Raw genomic sequence first — 17,894 nt, 5'->3', positions numbered from 1 at the left:
ATATCTTGAGGTTGCCGGAGGGCGCCCAGCCGGTGGCGTCGGAGGTGAGCGCGCCGGGCACCTCGACCCCGTCGGGGCCGGTGACCTTGACGGAGGTCAGCTTGCCCCCGGTGGCGGCCACCTTGACCGCGCCGGTGGTCTTGACGTCGGTGGCGCCGTTGGCGGGTTCGATGGCGATGGTCGCGGCCGAGACCGTCGGCTTGGCCGAGGTCGGCGCGGCGGCCGAGCCCTTGGGGCTGTCGGCCTTGGCCGTGTCCGTGCTGCATCCGGCCGTGGCCATCAGCGCCAGGGCGCCCGCCAGCGCCCCCACCACCGCGAATCCCCCGCGCATAGCCTTCACGTTCCGTTCTCCCCACGCGCCCGCCTGTCGGCTGACAGGTCTTTCGTTTGATATGACGGGCCGAGCGGGGGAAACGTTGCAGGCCGTCTGTCCCGGTACGGTCACGAACGGCCGACGGCCCGGCGATCGTGGATCGCCGGGCCGTCGCTGCGAGTCGGACTCGCTACCACTGCTTCCAGGGGATGGTCCAGCCGCTCAGTCCGTTGTCGCCCGCGACGGTCTGGCCCTTGGAGTTCACGATCTTCACGACGTCGCCGACCATCGACGAGTTGAAGAACTTGCCGGCCGCCGAGCTGTCGCTGCCGCCCTTGGCGTCGGAGACGCCGATGCAGCCGTGGCTGGCGTTCGACTTGCCGAACGCGTCGCCCCAGTAGTTGCCGTGCACGTAGGTGCCGGAGGTGGTCAGCCGCATCGCGTGCGGCACGTCCGGGACGTCGTACTCCTTGCCCTTGATGTTGGACACCGTGGCGGAGTTCATCCGGGTGACCTTCTCCTTGGTGGCGATCACCATGGTGCCGTTCCAGGACGGGTTCTGGTCGTCGCCCGCCGTGATCGGGATGTTCTGGGTGTCGTTGCCGCCGTGCGAGACCTTCATCATGTGGGTCGACGCGTCGACCGTCGAGACCTGGTAGCGGCCGATGGTGAACGGCTCGTCCTTCTCGACGTCGCCGTACACGCCGGGCGAGACCTCGACGTTCTTCAGGCGGTACTTGACGGTGACCTTGGTGCCCGGCTTCCAGTAGTTCTCCGGCCGGAAGTCCAGCCGGGAGGAGCCGAACCAGTGGCCCTTGGCGACGGTGCCGTCCGCGCCCGAGACGGTGATGCCGGCCAGCACCGCGTCCTTGTTCTTGACCGCCTTGCTGAAGTTGACCGAGACGATCATGCCGACGCCGTAGGTGCCGTTGTCGGCGATGTTGTCGTTGGTGGCGATCTTCTGGGCCGGCGTCAGCGTGGTGAAGGTGGTGGTCGAGGCGGCCACCAGGCCGGCCGCGTCCACCGCCTGGGCGTTCACCGTGTAGGTGGTGCCCACGGCCAGCTGCTCGGTGGGCTTCCAGCTCAGCCCGTCGGTGGCGACCTCGCCGGCCACCGCCTTGCCGTTCTTGTCCGTCACCGCGACGGTGGTCAGCTTGCCGCTGGCCACCGCGACCTGCAGCCCGTCCTTCGGCGCCACGTCGTTCGCGCCGTCCGCCGGAGTGACCGTCAGCTGGGCGGCCGACACCTTGGGCGCCGCCTCCGACGCGGACGAGGAGCCGCCCCCGCCGCCCTTGCCGTCGGTCGAGCCGCCGCCGCCACCGCTGCTGCAGGCCGTCCCGAGCAGCAGGACACCGCCCACCAGCAGAGCCGCCGCGGACTGCCGTGCCCGTCGCCCGCTCCCGGCCATCGCTATCTTGGCCTCGGCCTTCTGAACCGCCTTCACCGCGCCGCTCCCCTCCAGGTATGCACAGCGATACACGCGTGACGCCCGGAATCGGTTCCGCCGGGTCGGATGCGCTCGATCGCGCTCCCGAACACCACCGGGCCCGCGCGGGGGCAAGGATAACCGGAGAAGCTGAGTGAATCTTCGGAGGGAGCCGGGTGCCGGTTCAGTGAACTGCCGCGGTCCGCCCGACCGTCCACTGCGACCACGGGAGGTTCCAGCCGTTCAGGCCGTTGTCGGGCGCGACCCGGTCGCCGTGCGAGCCGCGGACCTCCACCACGTCGCCGACCAGGGTGTGCTGGTAGAGCCAGCCGGCCGGGGTGCCGGCGCCGCCGCCCTGGGTGTCGGGCAGGCCGATGCAGCCGTGGCTGGTGTTGGCGGCGCCGAAGACCGCGCGGTCGGTCCAGTAGTTGCCGTGCAGGAAGGTCCCGGAGGCGGTCAGCCGCAGCGCGTGCGGGACGTCCTTGATGTCGTACTCGTCGCCGAGGCCGACGGTCTGCGAGTTCATCCTGGTCACCTCGAAGCGTTCGGACACCACCATCACGCCGAGGTAGGTGCTGTGCTCGGGGCTGCCGCCGCTGATGTCCAGGGTGCGCAGCAGGCGGTTGTCCTGACGGACCGTCATGGTGTGGCGGTCCAGGTCGACGGTGGCGATCTGCGCGCGGCCGACGGTGAAGTGGACGTCCTTGGTCTGGGTGCCGAGGTGGCCGGGCGCGGCCTCCACGTCCTTGAGTCGCAGCGCCAGGGTGACCTTGGTGCCGGCCGGCCAGTAGCTGCGGGGGCGGAAGTCGAGCCGCTGGTCGCCGAACCAGTGGCCGGCGATCTCCAGCGGCGGGTCGGAGCTGACGGCGATGCCGGCCTCGACGGCGGCCCGGTTCTCGATGGGGCGGGAGAAGCGCAGCGAGACGGGCATGCCGACGCCGACGGTGGAGCCGTCCTCGGGGGTGTAGAACGCGACGAAGGTGTGCGCGGGCACGGCGGTGGCGAACGCGGCGTGCTGGACGGCGCGCAGGCCGGCGGCGTCCTCGGCGGTCGCGTCGAGGGTGTAGGCGGTGGCGGTGGCGAGCCGGCCGTCGGGCGTCCAGCCGGTGGCGTCGGCGGTGAGGGTGCCGGGCACGGGGGTGCCCCGGTCGTCGGTGAGCCGGACGGAGAGCAGGCGGCCCTGAGCGACCGTCACCCTGACCGTGCCGTCCACCCCGACGCCCTGCGCGCCGTCGCCGGGGCTGACGGCGAGCTGGGCGCGGGAGACCGGCGGGGCGGTGTCGCCGGACGGCCGGTCGCCGCCGGAGCAGCCGGTCAGCAGGGCCAGTGCGGCCGCGGCCGCCCGCCGTGCCCAGAGCCGTACCGCGGCGCGCATGCCGTCCTCCCGGTGTCGTCCGGTTCGATCCGTCGCGGGGCTCAACGACCGATCGCGCCTCCCGACACGACCGGATGGTTTCCCCACCCGGTTCCGCTGGGCACAGGATTGATCACGGTGCGTCACTCCGTCCGGCCTGGGGTGACGGTCGCCGTCGGACAGGGAACAACCGGAAGAACGGGGACGGTCCCCCGGACGGCTGGGAGGGTCGCCATGACGGCGTGGCAGGAGCTGGGTTCGGGCACGCCCCTGGAGGCGCGGCCGGCCGCCAGGTTGAACGGCTCGGCGCCCCGGCCCGCCCCGGCGCCGCCGTGGCCGGGCAGCTGGCAGCCGCTCGGGGCCCGGTTCCGGGCGGACGGCGCGGGCGGCCGGGGCACCAACTTCGCGCTGTGGGCGCCGAACGCGGAGGCGGTCGACCTGTGCCTGTTCGACGAGAGCGGCCGGGAGAGCCGGCACCGGCTGACCGAGCAGACGTACCAGACCTGGCACGGCTACCTGCCGGGCGTGCTGCCCGGCACCCGCTACGGCTTCCGGGTGCACGGCCGGTGGGACCCGTGGACGGGCGCCCGGCACAACCCGGCGAAGCTGCTGCTCGACCCGTACGCCCGCGCCGTCGACGGCGGCTACACGGCGCACGACGCGGTGAGCACGGCGGTCCGCAACTGGCCGGAGCGGGACGTCGCGGACACCGTCCGGGACGACCGGGACTCGGCGCCGTACGTGCCCAAGGCGGTGGTGGTGCACGACGACGACGACTGGTACGACGACCAGCGGCCGAAGACGCCGTGGGCCGAGACGGTGCTGTACGAGCTGCACGTGCGCGGCTTCACCATGCGCCACCCGGACGTCCCGCCGGAGCTGCGCGGCACCTACGCGGGCCTGGCGCACCCGGCGGCGGTCGCGCACCTGACGGGGCTGGGGGTGACGGCGGTGGAGCTGCTGCCGGTCCACCACCACGTCAGCGAGGACCACCTGCAGGGGCGCGGCCTGGTCAACTACTGGGGCTACAACACGCTGGGCTTCTTCGCCCCGCACGCGGGCTACTCCTCGTCCGGCAGCCGGGGCCAGCAGGTCGGCGAGTTCAAGCGGATGGTCCGGGCGCTGCACGCGGCGGGCATCGAGGTGATCCTCGACGTGGTGTACAACCACACCGCCGAGTCGGGGGTGATGGGCCCGGCGCTGTCCTTCCGCGGCATCGACAACGCCGGCTACTACCGGCTGGACCGCTCCCGCCGCGGCTACGCCGACTACACCGGCTGCGGGAACACCCTGGACACCCGCCGCCCGCAGGTGATCCGGCTGATCACCGACTCGCTGCGGTACTGGGTCGCGGAGATGGGCGTGGACGGCTTCCGCTTCGACCTGGCGGCGGCGCTGGCCCGCGGCGGCGACGCGGTGGAGATGGAGCACCCGTTCCTGGCGGCGGTGTCGCAGGATCCGCTGCTCAGCCGGGTCAAGCTGATCGCCGAGCCGTGGGACGTCGGCCCGGGCGGCTACCAGGTGGGCGGCTTCCCGCCGTTGTGGGGCGAGTGGAACGACCGCTACCGGGACACCGTGCGCGACTTCTGGCGCGGCGCCCGGTCGGACGTGCGGGAGCTGGCCACCCGGATCGCCGGCTCCTCCGACCTGTACCAGCGCGGCGGCCGCCGCCCGTACGCCTCCGTCAACTACGTGACGGCGCACGACGGTTTCACCCTGCGCGACCTGGTCTCCTACGACCGCAAGCACAACCTGGCCAACGGCGAGGACAACCGGGACGGCACCGACGACAACCGGTCCTGGAACCACGGCGCGGAGGGCGAGACCGACGACCCGGCGATCCGCGAGCTGAGGCTGCGTCAGCTCCGCAACCTGCTGACCACGCTGCTGCTGTCCAGCGGCGTGCCGATGCTGACCGCGGGCGACGAGCTCGGCCGCACCCAGGGCGGCAACAACAACGCGTACTGCCAGGACAACGAGACCGGCTGGCTGGACTGGTCGCTGCTGGACGACCCGGACTGGCGCGCGCTGTCCGAGCTGACGGCCCGGCTGATCCGGCTGCGCCGCTCCCACCCGGTGCTGCGGCAGCGGGCGTTCTTCTCCGGCCGCCCCGCCGGGCCGGACGGGCCGCGGGACCTGAGCTGGCTCACCCCCGGCGGGCGGGAGATGACCGAGGCGGACTGGTTCGCCCCGACCCGGGCGCTGGCGCTGCGGCTGTCCGGCAGCGCGATGGCCGAGCGCGACGAGCGCGGCCGCGAGGTGCACGACGCGGACTTCCTGCTGCTGCTGAACGCCGGCCCCGAGCCGCGGCACTTCACCCTGCCCGGCCCGCACCGCCCGCTGGTCGACACCGCGCTGTCCGGCCCGCCGGAGCCGGCCCCGGTCGCCGAGGTGACGCTGGCCGGGCGCTCCGCGATGCTGCTGACGGCGTGACGGAGGGCCCGGGCGGCGGCCCGGGCCCTCCGTGCGACCGGCCGTCAGACCCGGTCGGCGACGATCATCAGGTAGTGGAAGCTGCCTTCCTTGTACGCCGTCAGGAACGGGTCCTCGATGCCGGTGGCGACCGAGGACCGGGCGCGCAGCTCCCAGTACGGGATGGTGTCGGCGGTCAGGTCGACCACGCTGATCGGCACCAGGTTGTTGGCGGCCAGTGCCTTGAAGTACTGGCTGCGCGGGTGGATGTTGCAGATGTAGTGCTCGTCGATCCGGCTGACGGCCTTCGAGCGCAGGCCCGTCACGTCGTTCGAGCAGCCGGTGATGCAGACGTACCGGCCGCCGGGGGCGAGCAGGCGGGAGAACTCGCCGAACGCCTCGAACAGGTCGACGTACATGGTGGTCTCGTTGGTCCAGATCGCCCGGCGGGAGGCGGTCTCGAAGCCGGTGTCCAGCATGTTGCGGAAGTGGAAGCGGACCCGGTCGGCGATGCCGCGCTCGTGCGCCTGCCCGTTGGCGAACGCCACCTGCTGCTCGGAGATGGAGACGCCGTCCACCTCGCAGCCGAACCTCAGGTTGGCCATGATGCTGGTGCCGCCGCGGCCGGAGCCGGCGTCCAGCAGCGCGTCGGTGGGCGCGATGTCGCCGAGGTGGTCGAGCAGCACGTCCGCCTGGGCGGTCTCCAGCCGGTGCATCTCCTTGATCATGCGCTCGTCGCGGGTCTCGTCCGGGCCCTCGAACACCGATGGGTCGACCGGCCCGAGGCCGTAGTGGTGGTGGTAGAGGCCGTCGACCTCACCGAGCTTGATGTTGACCGGGTCCTTCTCCAGGTTCCAGTAGTTGGCGACCGACTTCTGGAACGCGGTGCGCAGCACGGTGGTGGCGCTCGGGACGGTGGTGGTCATGTAGAGCTTGCTCCTCAACTGGCTTTGGACGGGGGTCAGTCGGTCTGGTAGCGGGCGCTGCCCGCATGCCACTCGCGGTTGCCGCCGACCCAGGCCCAGGTGCCGGCCAGGAAGCGGCGCAGCTCGGGCGAGCCGGTGAGCGCGAGGGCGGAGGCCTCGGCCTCGAAGGTGTGCATCAGTTCGTCGTGGATCTGCACGCTCTGCCGGACGGCCTCCTCCAGCGAGCAGCCCTCCTCGGTGGCGATCAGCATCGGCAGGCTGAAGTCGCCGGGGTCTTCCTTGCCCATCGAGTACAGGTCGTTCATCAGCACGGTGGCGGTGCCGGCCAGGGTGAAGGCGCGGCGGACGGCGGGGTCGGTGAACTCGGCCTGCGGGACCTCGTAGCCGGCGATCGCGTCGACCAGCACCATGCACGGGATGAACGAGTTCTCGTGACGGTGCATCAGGTACTCCCACACCGGCGGGCGGTGCCCGGTGGTGTGCCACATGCCTTCCTGGCCGTACGCCACGAACATGATCGCCAGCTCGTGCCGCAGCCGCCGGACCTGGTTCCAGCTGGCGTACGCGGACAGGTCGTTGAGGGCGGCGCGGAGCGCCTTGGCGACCGGGTCGCGCTGGACGTGCTCCTCCAGCTGGGGGGCGTAGCGGCGCGGCAGGTGGGCCTGGTCGATGGTGGAGTGGCAGATCGCCAGCCGCTGGCCGATCACCTCGTGCCGGGCCTCCTCGACCTCGGCGTCGACGATGTGGTCGTCCACCGCCCATTCGGCCAGGCCGCACTTGGCGGCGGCGAGCAGCCGGTCGGGGTCGTCGGTCTCGGGGTGGCCGAGCATCATCAGGCGGCCGAAGTTGGCCTTGCGCAGCATGTCGGTGCGGCCGGGGTAGATGCCGATCTGCTCGGCCCATTCGATCAGCCGCTCGTTGACCAGGTCGCCGAGCGCCGGGTCGTCGCGCATCGCGGGCGGGCAGTACAGCGCCGGGGCCTTGCCGTTGGTGATCGGCCGGGCCCTGGGGGCGTCCCGGACGATGTCGTCGGTCGCTCCGGTGGTCCGGTTCGGCGCCGTCGGACGGTGCGTCAGCAGCCCGGTGGTGCCGAGGCCGGTGGGGCCGGGGGCGTGCCAGGTGAGGCGTTCCGGCGCGGGGCGCTCGGGGTGGGTGAGGATGGCGGAGACCAGCGCCGCCAGCTCGTGGGTGCCGTGCGGGGCGAGCGTCCGGGTGAGCAGTGAGGGCATGTCGGCCGCCTTTCAGCGTGGGGGCGTTCAGGACCGCGGGTGGTCGACCTCGACGTTCTCCAGCACGCCCAGCGCGTCGGGGACCAGCACGGCGGCGGAGTAGTAGGCGGAGACCAGGTAGTTGACGACGGCCTTCTCGTCGATGCCCATGAAGCGGACGTTCAGGCCGGGCTCGACCTCGTCGGGGATGCCGACCTGGGTGAGGCCGACCACGCCCTGGTTGTGCTCGCCGGTGCGCATCGCGATGATCGAGCTGGTCCCGCCGAGGACCGGGATCTTTCCGCAGGGCAGCAGCGGGACGCCGCGCCAGGCGGGCACCCGGTGGCCGGCCACCTCGGCGGTGGAGAAGTAGACGCCGCGCCGGTTGGCCTCCCGGCCGAACGCGGCGATCGCCTTCGGGTGGGCGAACAGGTAGTCGGTGTCGCGGCGCATCGCGAGCAGCTCGTCCAGGTCGTCGGGGGTGGGCGCGCCGGCGTGGGTCTGGATCCGCTGGTCGAAGGCGCAGTTGGCGAGCAGCCCGAACTCGGGGTTGTTGACGATCTCGTGCTCCTGGCGCTCGCGCAGCGCCTCGATGGTCAGCTTGAGCTGCTCCTCGGTCTGGTCCATCGGCTTGCTGTACAGGTCGGCGACCCGGCTGTGCACCCGCAGCACCGTCTGGGCGACGCTCAACTCGTACTCGCGCGGGCCGAGTTCGTAGTCGACGAAGGCGGTGGGCAGGTCGTGCTCGCCCTGGTGGCCGGCCGACATGCCGATCTCGGCCTCGCCGAGCTCGTTCTGCGCGGCGGCCTGCCCGGCGAGGTGGACGGCGATCTGCGCCTGCAGCGCCGGGGAGCGGTCGACGATCTCCTGGAAGGCGGGCCAGGGCAGCGACATCGCGGTGCCGGCGGTGGCGGCCTTCACGGTGTACGGCCAGCGCCCGTCGGGGACGTTCAGCGCCTCGTCGCCGATGTGGTCGCCGTCGGCGTGCACGGCGAGCACGGTGTCGTCGCCGTACTTGCCGGTGCCGATCCGCTCGACCTTGCCGTGCGCGATCAGGTAGACCTCGGTGATCGGGGCGCCCTCCTGGATCAGCACCTCGCCGGCGTGGAAGTCGCGCTGCACGAAGCGCGCGGCGAGCTGCTCCAGCACCACGCCGTCGTCGAAGCCGCGCAGCACCGGGACCTCGCGCAGGGTGGGCGCCGCCACCTTGACCTCCCGGCCGGTCTGCACGAAGGACACCCGGCCGCGGCCGACCGCGTAGGAGAGCCGCCGGTTGACCCGGTAGGTGCCGGCCGAGACGTGCACCCAGGGCAGCTTGCGCAGCAGCCAGCGCGAGCTGATCTCCTGCATCTGCGGCCTGGACTTGGTGGTGGTGGCCAGGTTGCGCGCCGCTGCGGTGCTGAGGCTCTGCTGCGCCGGGGCCTGCACGTCGGGGGTGGGCTCGGTCTCGACCGTCATCCGGCTCTCCTGCTGCTCCGGTGATCCACCGCGATCACTCGGCCAGATCAGACACCGCCGTGCCGGGGGGCCTGCAAGGAGGCGCTCGTGGCGGTTCATCGGCAGAAGTGCGCCCCTCACGCCGGGCTCTCATGGGTGTGCGCCCCCGCGCCTGGGCCGGTCGGGCCGCGCCGTGCGGCCACTCGAACGGCGCACCGGGGAGCTGCGGCGCGGGGTCTGACGCCCTCTCCGGCCTGGCCGGATCTCGCCGACAGCAGCAAAAAACCGGATGAGAAATGTCGGTGGCCGCGTCTACCCTCTCGGCGATGGCCGAGAACCAGAACCCCGCTCCGCCCACCCCCGCGGATTCGAACACTTCGTCAACCGGCGTCACCGACGGTTCACCCACACCGGTACCCCGGTCGCCGGTGCGCTCGCTGCTGCGCCTGTGGCCGTACGCCCGTGAGGCCCGCTGGCGGATCTTCGGCTCGATGGCCGCCGCCGGGCTCGCCTCGCTCAGCGTGCTGGCCGTGCCGATCGTGCTCCGCAAGATCGTGGACGGGCCGGTCGCCCACCACGACCTGGCCGGGCTGTGGCCGCTCGCCGTCGCCCTGCTGCTGCTCGGCCTCGCCGAGGCCGGCCTGTTCGGCATCCGGCGGATCATCGTGGCCCGCCCGCTCGCCAAGGTGGAGACCAGGCTCCGCGGCGACCTGTTCGCGAAGCTCCAGCGGCTGCCGATCTCCTTCCACGACCGCTGGCCGTCCGGGCAGCTGCTCTCCCGGGCCACCTCGGACCTGTTCGTGATGCGGCTGTTCCTGGCCTTCCCGCTGGTCTTCCTGGTGGTCAACTCCACCGTCTTCCTGACCGGCACCGCGCTGATGTTCGTGCTGGACTGGCGGCTCGCCCTGATCACGCTGATCCCCGCGATCCCGCTGATGATCTACACCCGCCGCTTCGAGGCCGGGTACTCGGCCGCCTCCCGGCTCGCCCAGGACCAGAACGGCGACCTGGCGACCGTGGTCGAGGAGTCGGTGCTCGGCATCCGCATCCTCAAGGCCTTCGGCCGGCACCGCACCATGGCCGAGGAGTTCCGCCGGCACAGCGCCGAACTGCGCGAGACCGAACTCCGCAAGGCCGGCCTGCTCGGCAACCTGTGGGCGGTCATCGTCGGGCTGCCCGAACTCGCCCTCGGCGGCGCCCTCGCCGCCGGCGCCGTGCTGGTCGCCCACGACGAACTCTCGGCCGGCACCCTGGTCGCCTTCCTCTCCACCGCGCTCGCCCTGCGCTGGCCGGTCGAGTCGATCGGCTGGCTGCTCGGCTTCGCCGCCGAGGCCGCCAGCGCCGCCAACCGCTACTTCGAGGTGATGGACGAGCCGGAACCCGCCGACCTGCCCACCGGTGACGACCCGTCGGAGGACCGCGGCATCCGCTTCACCGGCGTCCGGTTCCGCTACCCCGACGCCCCGGCCGACAGCCCCGACCTGCTGGCCGGCATCGACCTGCACATCCGCCCCGGCGAGACGCTCGCCCTGGTCGGCGCCACCGGCAGCGGCAAGACCACCCTCACCGCGCTGCTCCCCCGCCTGTACGAACCCACCGCCGGCGCCATCACGCTGGACGGCACCGACATCCGCGACCTGCCGCGCGAGGAACTGCGCCGCCAGGTCGCCGTCGCGTTCGAGGAACCCACCCTGTTCTCCGCCACCGTCCGGGAGAACGTGCTGATGGGCGCCCCCGGCGCGGACGGGGAGCAGCTCGCCCGGGCCCTCGCCACCGCGCAGGCCGGCTTCGTCGACAAGCTCCCCGACGGCCTCGACACCGAGGTCGGCGAGCAGGGCCTCAGCCTGTCCGGCGGCCAGCGCCAGCGCCTCGCGCTGGCCCGGGCCGTGGTCGGCGAGCCCCGCTTCCTGGTGCTCGACGACCCGCTGTCCGCGCTCGACGTGCACACCGAGGCCCTGGTCGAACGCGCGCTGCGGCAGGTCCTCGCCGACACCACCGCGCTGGTCGTCGCGCACCGCCCGTCCACCGTGCTGCTCGCCGACCGGGTCGCGCTGCTCGCCGACGGCCGGATCACCGCCGTCGGCACCCACCAGGAACTGCTGCAGTCCTGTCCCGCCTACCGGGCCCTGATGTCCGGCGAATCCGAACTGGAAGGGGCGCTGGCCCGATGACCACCGCCGTCGCCGAACCCGCCGTCGAAGAGGACGACCTGGTCCCCGCGGCCACCGACGACCAGGACATCCCCGTCCCGCCCGGCGCGCCCCGCGCCCTGCTCGGCTCGCTGCTCGCCCCGCACCGCCGCCGGATCGCCGTCGCCGTGCTCGCCGTCCTGCTCCAGCAGGCCGCCCTGCAGGCCGGACCGCTGCTGGTCGCCTACGCCATCGACCGCGGCATCCCCGCCCTGCGCGACCACGACTCCGGCCCGCTGATCGCCGTCACCGCCGCCTACCTGGGCTGCGCGGTGGTCGCCACCCTGCTGCAGCGCGCGTTCATCCGGCTGGCCGCCCGGATCAACCAGGACATCCTGCTGGACCTGCGCGGCCGGATCTTCCGGCACGCCCAGCGGCTCAGCCTGGACTTCCACGAGCGCTACACCTCCGGCCGGATCATCTCCCGCGCCACCAGCGACGTGGACACCCTGCGCGAACTGCTCGCCGAGGGCCTGCAGGAACTCCTGATGGTCTGTCTGTCGGTCGGCTACATCACGGTCGTGCTGATCCTGATGGACTGGCGCCTGGGCCTGGCCGCCCTGGTGTCCTTCCTGCCGATGTACCTGGTCATCCGCTCCTTCCGGCGCCGCTCCCAGCAGGTCTACCGCCGCTCCCGCACCGCGGTGGCCGCGCTGATCGTCCGCTTCACCGAGACCATGAACGGCATCCGTCCGGTCCAGGCGTTCCGCCGCGAGTCCGCCAACAACCGGGCCTTCGACGCCGTCAACCAGCAGTCCGCCACCGCCACCGCGGACGGCCTGCTGGAGATGGCCCGGTACGTCTTCCTGTCCCGGATGACCGCCAACATCTGGATCACCGGCGTGGTCGTCCTCGGCGCGCTGCTGGTCAGCGACGGCAGCCTCGAACTCGGCGTGCTCACCGCCTTCGTGCTGTACCTGCGCCGGCTCTACGACCCGATCGACCAGCTGGCGATGTTCCTGAACAGCTACCAGTCGGCGGCCGCCGCCCTGGAGAAGATGTCCGGCCTGCTGGCCCACGAGCCGTCCGTCCCCGAGCCCGCCGAGCCCGCCCGCTGCCCGCCCCGACCGGCAAGGGCCGCGAAGTCGCCTTCCGCGACACCCGGTTCGGGTACGCCAACGGCAAGGAGATCCTGCCCGAGTTCGACCTCGTCCTGCCCGCGGGGCAGACCACCGCCGTGGTCGGCGCGACCGGCGCGGGCAAGTCCACCCTGGCCAAGCTGCTCGCCCGCTTCTACGACCCCACGGCCGGCGCCGTCACCCTCGACGGCACCGACCTCCGCGAGCTCTCCACCGCCGAACTGCGGGCCAACGTCGTGATGGTCACTCAGGAGTCCTTCCTGTTCTCCGGGACGGTCGCCGAGAACATCGCCGTCGGCAAGCCGGACGCCACCCGCGCCGAGATCGAGGCCGCGGCCCGCGCGATCGGCGCCCACGAGTTCATCTCCGCCCTCCCGGACGGCTACGACACCGACGTCCGCAAGCGCGGCGGCCGCATCTCCGCCGGCCAGCGCCAACTGGTCGCCTTCGCCCGCGCGTTGCTCGCCGACCCGGCCGTCCTGATCCTCGACGAGGCGACCTCGTCCCTGGACGTCCCGGGCGAACAGGCCGTCCAGCACGCCATGCGGACCGTCCTGGCCGGCCGCACCGCGGTGATCATCGCCCACCGCCTCTCCACCGTCGAGATCGCCGACCGCGTCCTCGTCATGGACCAGGGCCGCATCGTCGAGGACGGCACCCCGGCCACCCTCATCGCCGGCGAAGGCCGCTTCGCCACCCTCCACCAGACCTGGAAGGACAGCCTCGTGTAGCGCCCCACCGGGAGCGCCCCCGCCGCTCAGAGCTCCCGCAGCACCGCCGCGACCCTCTCCTCCCGGCCGCCCCCCACCTCGATCCAGCGCTGCCCGCTCGCGGCGAGCACCTCGCGGAACCGCCCCGTCATCCACTCCCGCAGGTGCTCGCCGTCCCGCAGCCCGTCGTCCTCGAAGGCGACCCCTTCGTGCGAGGTCAGGACGTAGAGCTCGCGCCGCGGCTGCCCCGTCGCGGCCGCCCAGGTCTCCGGCCGGGTGGCTCCGCAGTAGCGTTCCTCCCACACGGCGGTGGCGAGCAGGTCGGTGTCGCAGACCAGTACCGGCCCGCCGGCTCGCGCCGCCCGCTCCTCGGCCTCCGCCTGCCGCTTCCGGACCAGCGCGAAGTCCCGCTCGTCCCACTCCAGTTGATCGACGGTCGGCGGCACCGCGCCGACCACCGCGGCCCACCCCTTCGCGGCGGCGAGCTTCGCGGCGGTGAGCTCCCGCCCGTACTCGGGGACCCAGCCGGTGAGCGCGTGGACCCCGCCGCGGGCGCGCAGCGCGTCGGCGAGGTCGCGGGAGAGCGTCGTCGTGCCGGTGGATTCGGCGCCGAGGACGACCACCCGCCGGGCGAGTCCGGCCCGGACGGCGGGTTCGAGGTCGGCCCAGTGCGCCGCCGGGTCGGCCCGGACTCCGGTGCCGGAGACCGGGAAGGTGGCCCGGTCGACGTCGAGCACCACGGGTGCGGCGTCGAAGCGGCGGGCGAGTTCGTGGCCGTAGTCCTCGGAGGAGAAGACCGCGTCGACGGTCTCGCCGGGTCGCAGCGCGTCCCGCATCAGGGCGACGTGGCCGTCCCAGATGTCGGGGTCCTGGTAGTCGACGGGGATGTTGTCGACGGTGCCGACGACGCGCACGTGGGGTTCGCCGTGCCAGACCTCGCGGATCCAGCGGACCCGGTCGGCGAGCGGGATGGTCTCGGTGTCGGCGGCCATCACGACCACGGTGACGTGTTCGGCGGCGTCGGCGGCGCTGCGGATCAGGAAGTGGTGGCCGGCGTGCGGCGGGTAGAACTTGCCGATGACGAGGGCGTGGTGGAAGAGGCTCATGCGGCGACCGCCGTCCCGGCCGGGCGGAGGGCGGGTTCACGGCTCCAGGTGTGCAGGCCGTACAGGCACAGGCCGAGGAACAGCACGTACACGGCGGCGGTGGGGTAGAGCCCCTTCGCGGCGTACAGCGGGATGTAGATCAGGTCGGCGGCGATCCACAGGTACCAGTTCTCGATCCGCTTGGTGTTGAGCAGCCACTGGGCGGCGAGCGAGAGCGCGGTGGTGAGCGCGTCGAGGAACGGCGCGGTGTCGTGAACGGCCGTCAGCAGCCAGGTCAGCAGCAGCGTCGCGGGTATCACGGCGCCGATGGCGGCGGCGAGGATCCGCGGTCCGCCGCGGCGGACCGCGAGGCGTTCGCCGGCGGTGTCGCGGCGGAGCCACTGCCACCAGCCGTGTGCGGCGAGCGCCAGGAAGACCACCTGGAGTCCGGCGTCGGCGTAGAGGCCGGCGGTGGCGAAGACGACCAGGAAGAAGCCGTTGTTGGCGATGCCGACCGGGAAGGTCCACACGTTGGTCCGCACTGTCAGCCATACGCAGATGGCGCCGGTGACGAACCCCAGCCACTCCGTCATGTGTGCCCCCTTCCGGGCTTTGTGTCGGAGTGACGATAACTGGCCGGACCGGCGGCCACAAGCTCATTTCTCATGGGTTCGCAAAAACGTTCCGGCCGACCGTTCGTGCGCCGTACGCTGCCACCGCCCGCAGGCCGGACCGGCCCGTGGGCGCCGACACAGGGGGGAACCCGCATGAGGCACCTGCCGGGCAGACGCGTCCGCGTCGCCCTGACCGCCACCGCCACCGCCTTCTCGCTGGCGCTGCTCGTCCCCGGCGCCGCGCACGCCGCCGGCGGCACGCCGAACACCCCGACCGACCTGTACAACGGCTACCAGCCCTGCTCCACCGACCCGGCCGCGCCGGTCTTCTCCAGCAGCGGCTGGGCCGGCCAGATCGAGGCCGTCACCGGCTCCACCGACCCGTCGGCCACCCGCCTGACCGCGCAGTTCCGGTACTGGCCGGTCGCCGACCCGACGCAGACCGCCACCGTCGAGAACACCTGGGCCGTGCCCGGCCGGGAGGCGCTCGCCACCTTCCGCCCGGCCGCCGACACCACGTACGCCTGGCAGGCCCGCACCGTCGACCCGGCGAGCGGCGCGGCCTCCGACTGGACGGCCTCCTGCTACGTCGCCGCCGACGGCGCCGCGCCGTCCGCCGCCCCCGTCGTCACCACGCCCGGCCGCCCCGAGGACCAGTGGACCCCGGGCGGCGCGCCGATCGAGTACCGGCTCGACCCGAACGGCGTGGCCGACGTCGCGGGCTACCAGTACAGCTTCCGCGGGGACTTCTCCGTGCCCTACGTCGCGCACGAGGGCGACCACGGCATCCCGGTCCTCACCACCCCGTACGACGCGGACCCGCCGTACGGCGTCCGCGCGGACTTCGTCGGCGGTCCGGCCACCGTGCGGCTGGTCCCGCCGGCCGGGATGACCAGCGGGCCGGTGACGCTCTCGGTGCGCAGCCTGGACCGGGCCGGGAACCCGGGGCCGGCCGTCCAGCACCGGATCTTCATCAGCCCGACCCCGCCGACCGTCACCCAGCTGTCCCACTCGCCGCTGTTCGGCAAGCCCGTCAGCTTCCGGTTCACCCCGAACCCGGGGGTGCAGGCGATCAGCCCGGTGACCTCGTACACCGTGAAGAACACCCGCACCGGCACGACCACGGTCGTCCCGGCCGGCGCCGACGGCGTCGCCGAGACCACCCTGCTGCTGAACCACCCGCTGGGCGACCTGCTGGACGTCACCAGCACCAGCGCCAACGGCTGGCTCAGCTCGGCGGGCCAGTGGGGCAGTTACCTCGACACCACCCCGACGATCACCTCCACCGACTTCCCGGAGGACGGCGCGGGGACGGTCGGCACGCCCGGCGTCTTCCACCTCGCACCGAAGATCAGCGGTTCGCAGATCGCCAGCTACACCTACTCGTTCGACTGGGGCGCCCACACGGTCACCGTCCCGGCCGGTGCGCACGGCGAGGCCGACCTCAGCTACACCCCGACCGAGAGCGGCTGGGGCGACCTCTACGTCTGGGCCACCACCAAGGACGGTGTGGACCTGACCTCGGGGTACTACAGCTTCACCGTGAACTGAGGCTCCGTCAGGCCCCGGTAGGACGACGGGGCCTGACGCCTCGCACGGACAATCGAATATTCCTCCCGGGCGATCGATCGCATGCAGTACGCTTCCCGCGCCCGCACCGCTGCTCCGGCGTCGAGCGGGCTCCGACGGAGGGGGATCACCCATGAGGACTTCACCGAGAGCGCACGCCCGCGTCGCCCTGGCGGCCGGCGCCGGCCTCACCCTGGCACTGCTCGTCCCCGGCGCGGCCGGCGCCGCCACGGGCACGCCGAACGTGCCGACCGACCTGTACAACGCCTACCAGCCGTGCGCCACGGACCCGAACGCGCCGCTGGTGGTGGCCGGCCGCGGCAGCGGCGTCACGGTCGAGGGCATCCCGAGACACACCAGCCCGTCCGCGTACTACCTGACCGAGCAGTTCCGGTACTGGCCGGTCGCCGACCCGACGCAGATCGCCACCGTCGAGCGCACCTGGAGCACCCCGGGCTACGAGGCGACGGCCGACCTGCCCGGCCTCGTCGACGGCTCGACGTACGCCTGGCAGGCCCGCACCGTCGACCCGTCGAACGGCGCGGCCTCCGACTGGACGGCCTCCTGCTACGTCCTGGCCGACGACACCTTCCCGAGCCAGCCGCCGACCGTGGTCTCCCCCAACTACCCGGAGGACCGATCCAGTCAGGGCGGCGCGCCGATCCACCTGGAGCTCGGCTCGAACGGCGTCTCCGACATCGTCGGCTTCCAGTACTCCTGGAACGGCGTCTTCTCCGTCTCCGGCGCCGACATCGGCGAGCACGGCATCCCGCACTACAACGACCCCTTCGACGGCCCGAGGTCCGCGGTCCGCGCCGACACCCTCGGCGGCACCGCCTCGGTCGATCTGATGCCCCCCAGCCCCAGCTGGATCCAGGACCTGTACGTCCGCAGCGTCGACCGGGCGATGAACCCGTCGCCGACCTACCACTACCGGTTCCGGATCAACGTCGACGCCCCGAAGATCACCAAGCTGTCGAACGCCCCCTACGGCAAGCCGGCCACCTTCAAGTTCACGCCGGACGCCGGCGTGCAGGCCGCCAGTCCGGTGGTCAGCTACACCATCACCCGCTTCGGCAGCGACGACCCGGTCGTGCTCCCCGCCGAGCCGAGCGGCGTCGCCACCACCACGCTCTCCCTGGCGCCGGGCGAGACCATGACGGTCTCCTCCCTCAGCGCCAACGGCTGGACCAGCCAGCGCAACTGGTGGCGCGACGAGACGGACACCACCACCACGGTGACCTCCGCCCAGTTCCCGGCCAACACCAGCAGCCCGGCCGCCCCCGGCAGCTTCCACTTCGCGCCGAAGACCGAGACCTCGCAGATCGCCAGCTACACCTACGCCTTCGGCTGGAGCGACGCGCCCACCACCGTCCCCGCCGGCAAGAAGGGCGAGCTGGACGTCACCTGGACCCCGCCGTACAGCGGCTGGTACTACCTGGTGGTGCACGCCACCACCAAGGACGGCGTCCAACTCGCCGACACGTACTACTGGTTCGGCGTCAACTGACGCACTTTCGGGCCCCGGCGACACCGCCGGGGCCCGACCCGTACCCGGGCGGAAATCGATCG

12 protein-coding genes and 1 pseudogene are annotated in these 17,894 nt (G+C 72.5%); 5 read left to right on the top strand and 8 right to left on the bottom strand.

Annotated elements, in window-relative coordinates; genetic code table 11:
* The 3 genes from KCH_RS42660 to KCH_RS24085 form a co-directional block, all read right to left on the bottom strand.
* Positions 1 to 331: Ig-like domain-containing protein (locus KCH_RS42660; protein ID WP_035866331.1), on the bottom strand; the 331-nt coding region annotated here is incomplete at its 3' end.
* Positions 332 to 503: 172 nt separating this feature from the next.
* On the bottom strand, positions 504 to 1,757 hold the full coding sequence (locus tag KCH_RS24090) for a L,D-transpeptidase (RefSeq protein ID WP_244305413.1): 1,254 nt from the start codon (positions 1,755 to 1,757) through the stop codon (positions 504 to 506).
* Between the two features lie 166 nt (positions 1,758 to 1,923).
* A complete protein-coding gene (locus tag KCH_RS24085; RefSeq protein WP_035866329.1) occupies positions 1,924 to 3,114 on the bottom strand; it encodes a L,D-transpeptidase in 1,191 nt (396 codons plus the stop codon).
* Between the two features lie 213 nt (positions 3,115 to 3,327).
* Here KCH_RS24085 and glgX point away from each other — a divergent pair, with 213 nt between their 5' ends.
* Entirely contained in the window at positions 3,328 to 5,526 is a 2,199-nt protein-coding gene (glgX, locus tag KCH_RS24080) for a glycogen debranching protein GlgX (RefSeq protein WP_035866326.1), read from the top strand.
* A gap of 44 nt (positions 5,527 to 5,570) precedes the next feature.
* On the opposite strand, the gene KCH_RS24075 is transcribed toward glgX, so the two are convergent.
* Genes KCH_RS24075 through KCH_RS24065 form a run of 3 tightly spaced genes read right to left on the bottom strand, consistent with a single transcriptional unit; the run spans position 5,571 to position 9,097 of the window.
* Positions 5,571 to 6,431, bottom strand: coding sequence for a geranyl diphosphate 2-C-methyltransferase (locus KCH_RS24075; RefSeq protein ID WP_035866325.1), 861 nt, complete (start codon positions 6,429 to 6,431; stop codon positions 5,571 to 5,573).
* Between the two features lie 35 nt (positions 6,432 to 6,466).
* On the bottom strand, positions 6,467 to 7,660 hold the full coding sequence (locus tag KCH_RS24070) for a family 2 encapsulin nanocompartment cargo protein terpene cyclase (RefSeq protein ID WP_035866323.1): 1,194 nt from the start codon (positions 7,658 to 7,660) through the stop codon (positions 6,467 to 6,469).
* 27 nt (positions 7,661 to 7,687) lie between these two features.
* Positions 7,688 to 9,097 carry a family 2B encapsulin nanocompartment shell protein gene (locus KCH_RS24065; RefSeq protein ID WP_035866320.1) on the bottom strand — a complete coding sequence of 470 codons (1,410 nt, stop codon included), beginning with the start codon at positions 9,095 to 9,097 and terminating at the stop codon, positions 7,688 to 7,690.
* A gap of 305 nt (positions 9,098 to 9,402) precedes the next feature.
* On the opposite strand from KCH_RS24065, the gene KCH_RS24060 reads away from it, so the two are divergent.
* Positions 9,403 to 11,247, top strand: coding sequence for an ABC transporter ATP-binding protein (locus KCH_RS24060; protein ID WP_157032178.1), 1,845 nt, complete (start codon positions 9,403 to 9,405; stop codon positions 11,245 to 11,247).
* A pseudogene (locus tag KCH_RS24055) lies at positions 11,244 to 13,075 on the top strand (ABC transporter ATP-binding protein). Before KCH_RS24060 ends, KCH_RS24055 begins: the two are co-directional and overlap by 4 nt.
* 26 nt (positions 13,076 to 13,101) lie before the next feature.
* Here KCH_RS24055 and KCH_RS24050 read toward each other — a convergent pair.
* Positions 13,102 to 14,160, bottom strand: coding sequence for an AAA family ATPase (locus KCH_RS24050; RefSeq protein ID WP_035866314.1), 1,059 nt, complete (start codon positions 14,158 to 14,160; stop codon positions 13,102 to 13,104).
* A complete protein-coding gene (gene pnuC / locus KCH_RS24045) occupies positions 14,157 to 14,732 on the bottom strand; it encodes a nicotinamide riboside transporter PnuC (RefSeq protein WP_051653403.1) in 576 nt (191 codons plus the stop codon). Before pnuC ends, KCH_RS24050 begins: the two co-directional genes overlap by 4 nt.
* Positions 14,733 to 14,906: 174 nt before the next feature.
* Between pnuC and KCH_RS24040 the strand changes: the two genes are divergently transcribed.
* Together KCH_RS24040 and KCH_RS24035 are read left to right on the top strand one after the other, a co-directional pair.
* Complete coding sequence (locus KCH_RS24040; protein WP_051653402.1) at positions 14,907 to 16,304, top strand: hypothetical protein; 1,398 nt, start codon at positions 14,907 to 14,909, stop codon at positions 16,302 to 16,304.
* Positions 16,305 to 16,455: 151 nt separating this feature from the next.
* Positions 16,456 to 17,832 carry a hypothetical protein gene (locus KCH_RS24035; RefSeq protein WP_051653401.1) on the top strand — a complete coding sequence of 459 codons (1,377 nt, stop codon included), beginning with the start codon at positions 16,456 to 16,458 and terminating at the stop codon, positions 17,830 to 17,832.
* The last annotated feature ends 62 nt before the right edge of the window (positions 17,833 to 17,894 follow it).

The sequence above is a fragment of the Kitasatospora cheerisanensis KCTC 2395 genome (assembly GCF_000696185.1).
In the GTDB taxonomy this organism is placed as follows: domain Bacteria; phylum Actinomycetota; class Actinomycetes; order Streptomycetales; family Streptomycetaceae; genus Kitasatospora; species Kitasatospora cheerisanensis.
The sequence above is the reverse complement of the archived record's forward strand: the minus strand, read 5'-3'. Positions and strand labels throughout refer to the sequence as shown.

Excerpts from the sequence above, each read along its gene's own strand:
- KCH_RS24085 (WP_035866329.1), bottom strand. The coding sequence starts at position 3,114 with ATGCGCGCCGCGGTACGGCTCTGGGCACGGCGGGCGGCCGCGGCCGCA.
- KCH_RS24035 (WP_051653401.1), top strand. The coding sequence starts at position 16,456 with ATGAGGACTTCACCGAGAGCGCACGCCCGCGTCGCCCTGGCGGCCGGC.
- KCH_RS24040 (WP_051653402.1), top strand. The coding sequence starts at position 14,907 with ATGAGGCACCTGCCGGGCAGACGCGTCCGCGTCGCCCTGACCGCCACC.
- KCH_RS24065 (WP_035866320.1), bottom strand. The coding sequence starts at position 9,097 with ATGACGGTCGAGACCGAGCCCACCCCCGACGTGCAGGCCCCGGCGCAG.
- KCH_RS24060 (WP_157032178.1), top strand. The coding sequence starts at position 9,403 with ATGGCCGAGAACCAGAACCCCGCTCCGCCCACCCCCGCGGATTCGAAC.
- KCH_RS24075 (WP_035866325.1), bottom strand. The coding sequence starts at position 6,431 with ATGACCACCACCGTCCCGAGCGCCACCACCGTGCTGCGCACCGCGTTC.
- glgX (WP_035866326.1), top strand. The coding sequence starts at position 3,328 with ATGACGGCGTGGCAGGAGCTGGGTTCGGGCACGCCCCTGGAGGCGCGG.
- KCH_RS24050 (WP_035866314.1), bottom strand. The coding sequence starts at position 14,160 with ATGAGCCTCTTCCACCACGCCCTCGTCATCGGCAAGTTCTACCCGCCG.
- pnuC (WP_051653403.1), bottom strand. The coding sequence starts at position 14,732 with ATGACGGAGTGGCTGGGGTTCGTCACCGGCGCCATCTGCGTATGGCTG.
- KCH_RS24070 (WP_035866323.1), bottom strand. The coding sequence starts at position 7,660 with ATGCCCTCACTGCTCACCCGGACGCTCGCCCCGCACGGCACCCACGAG.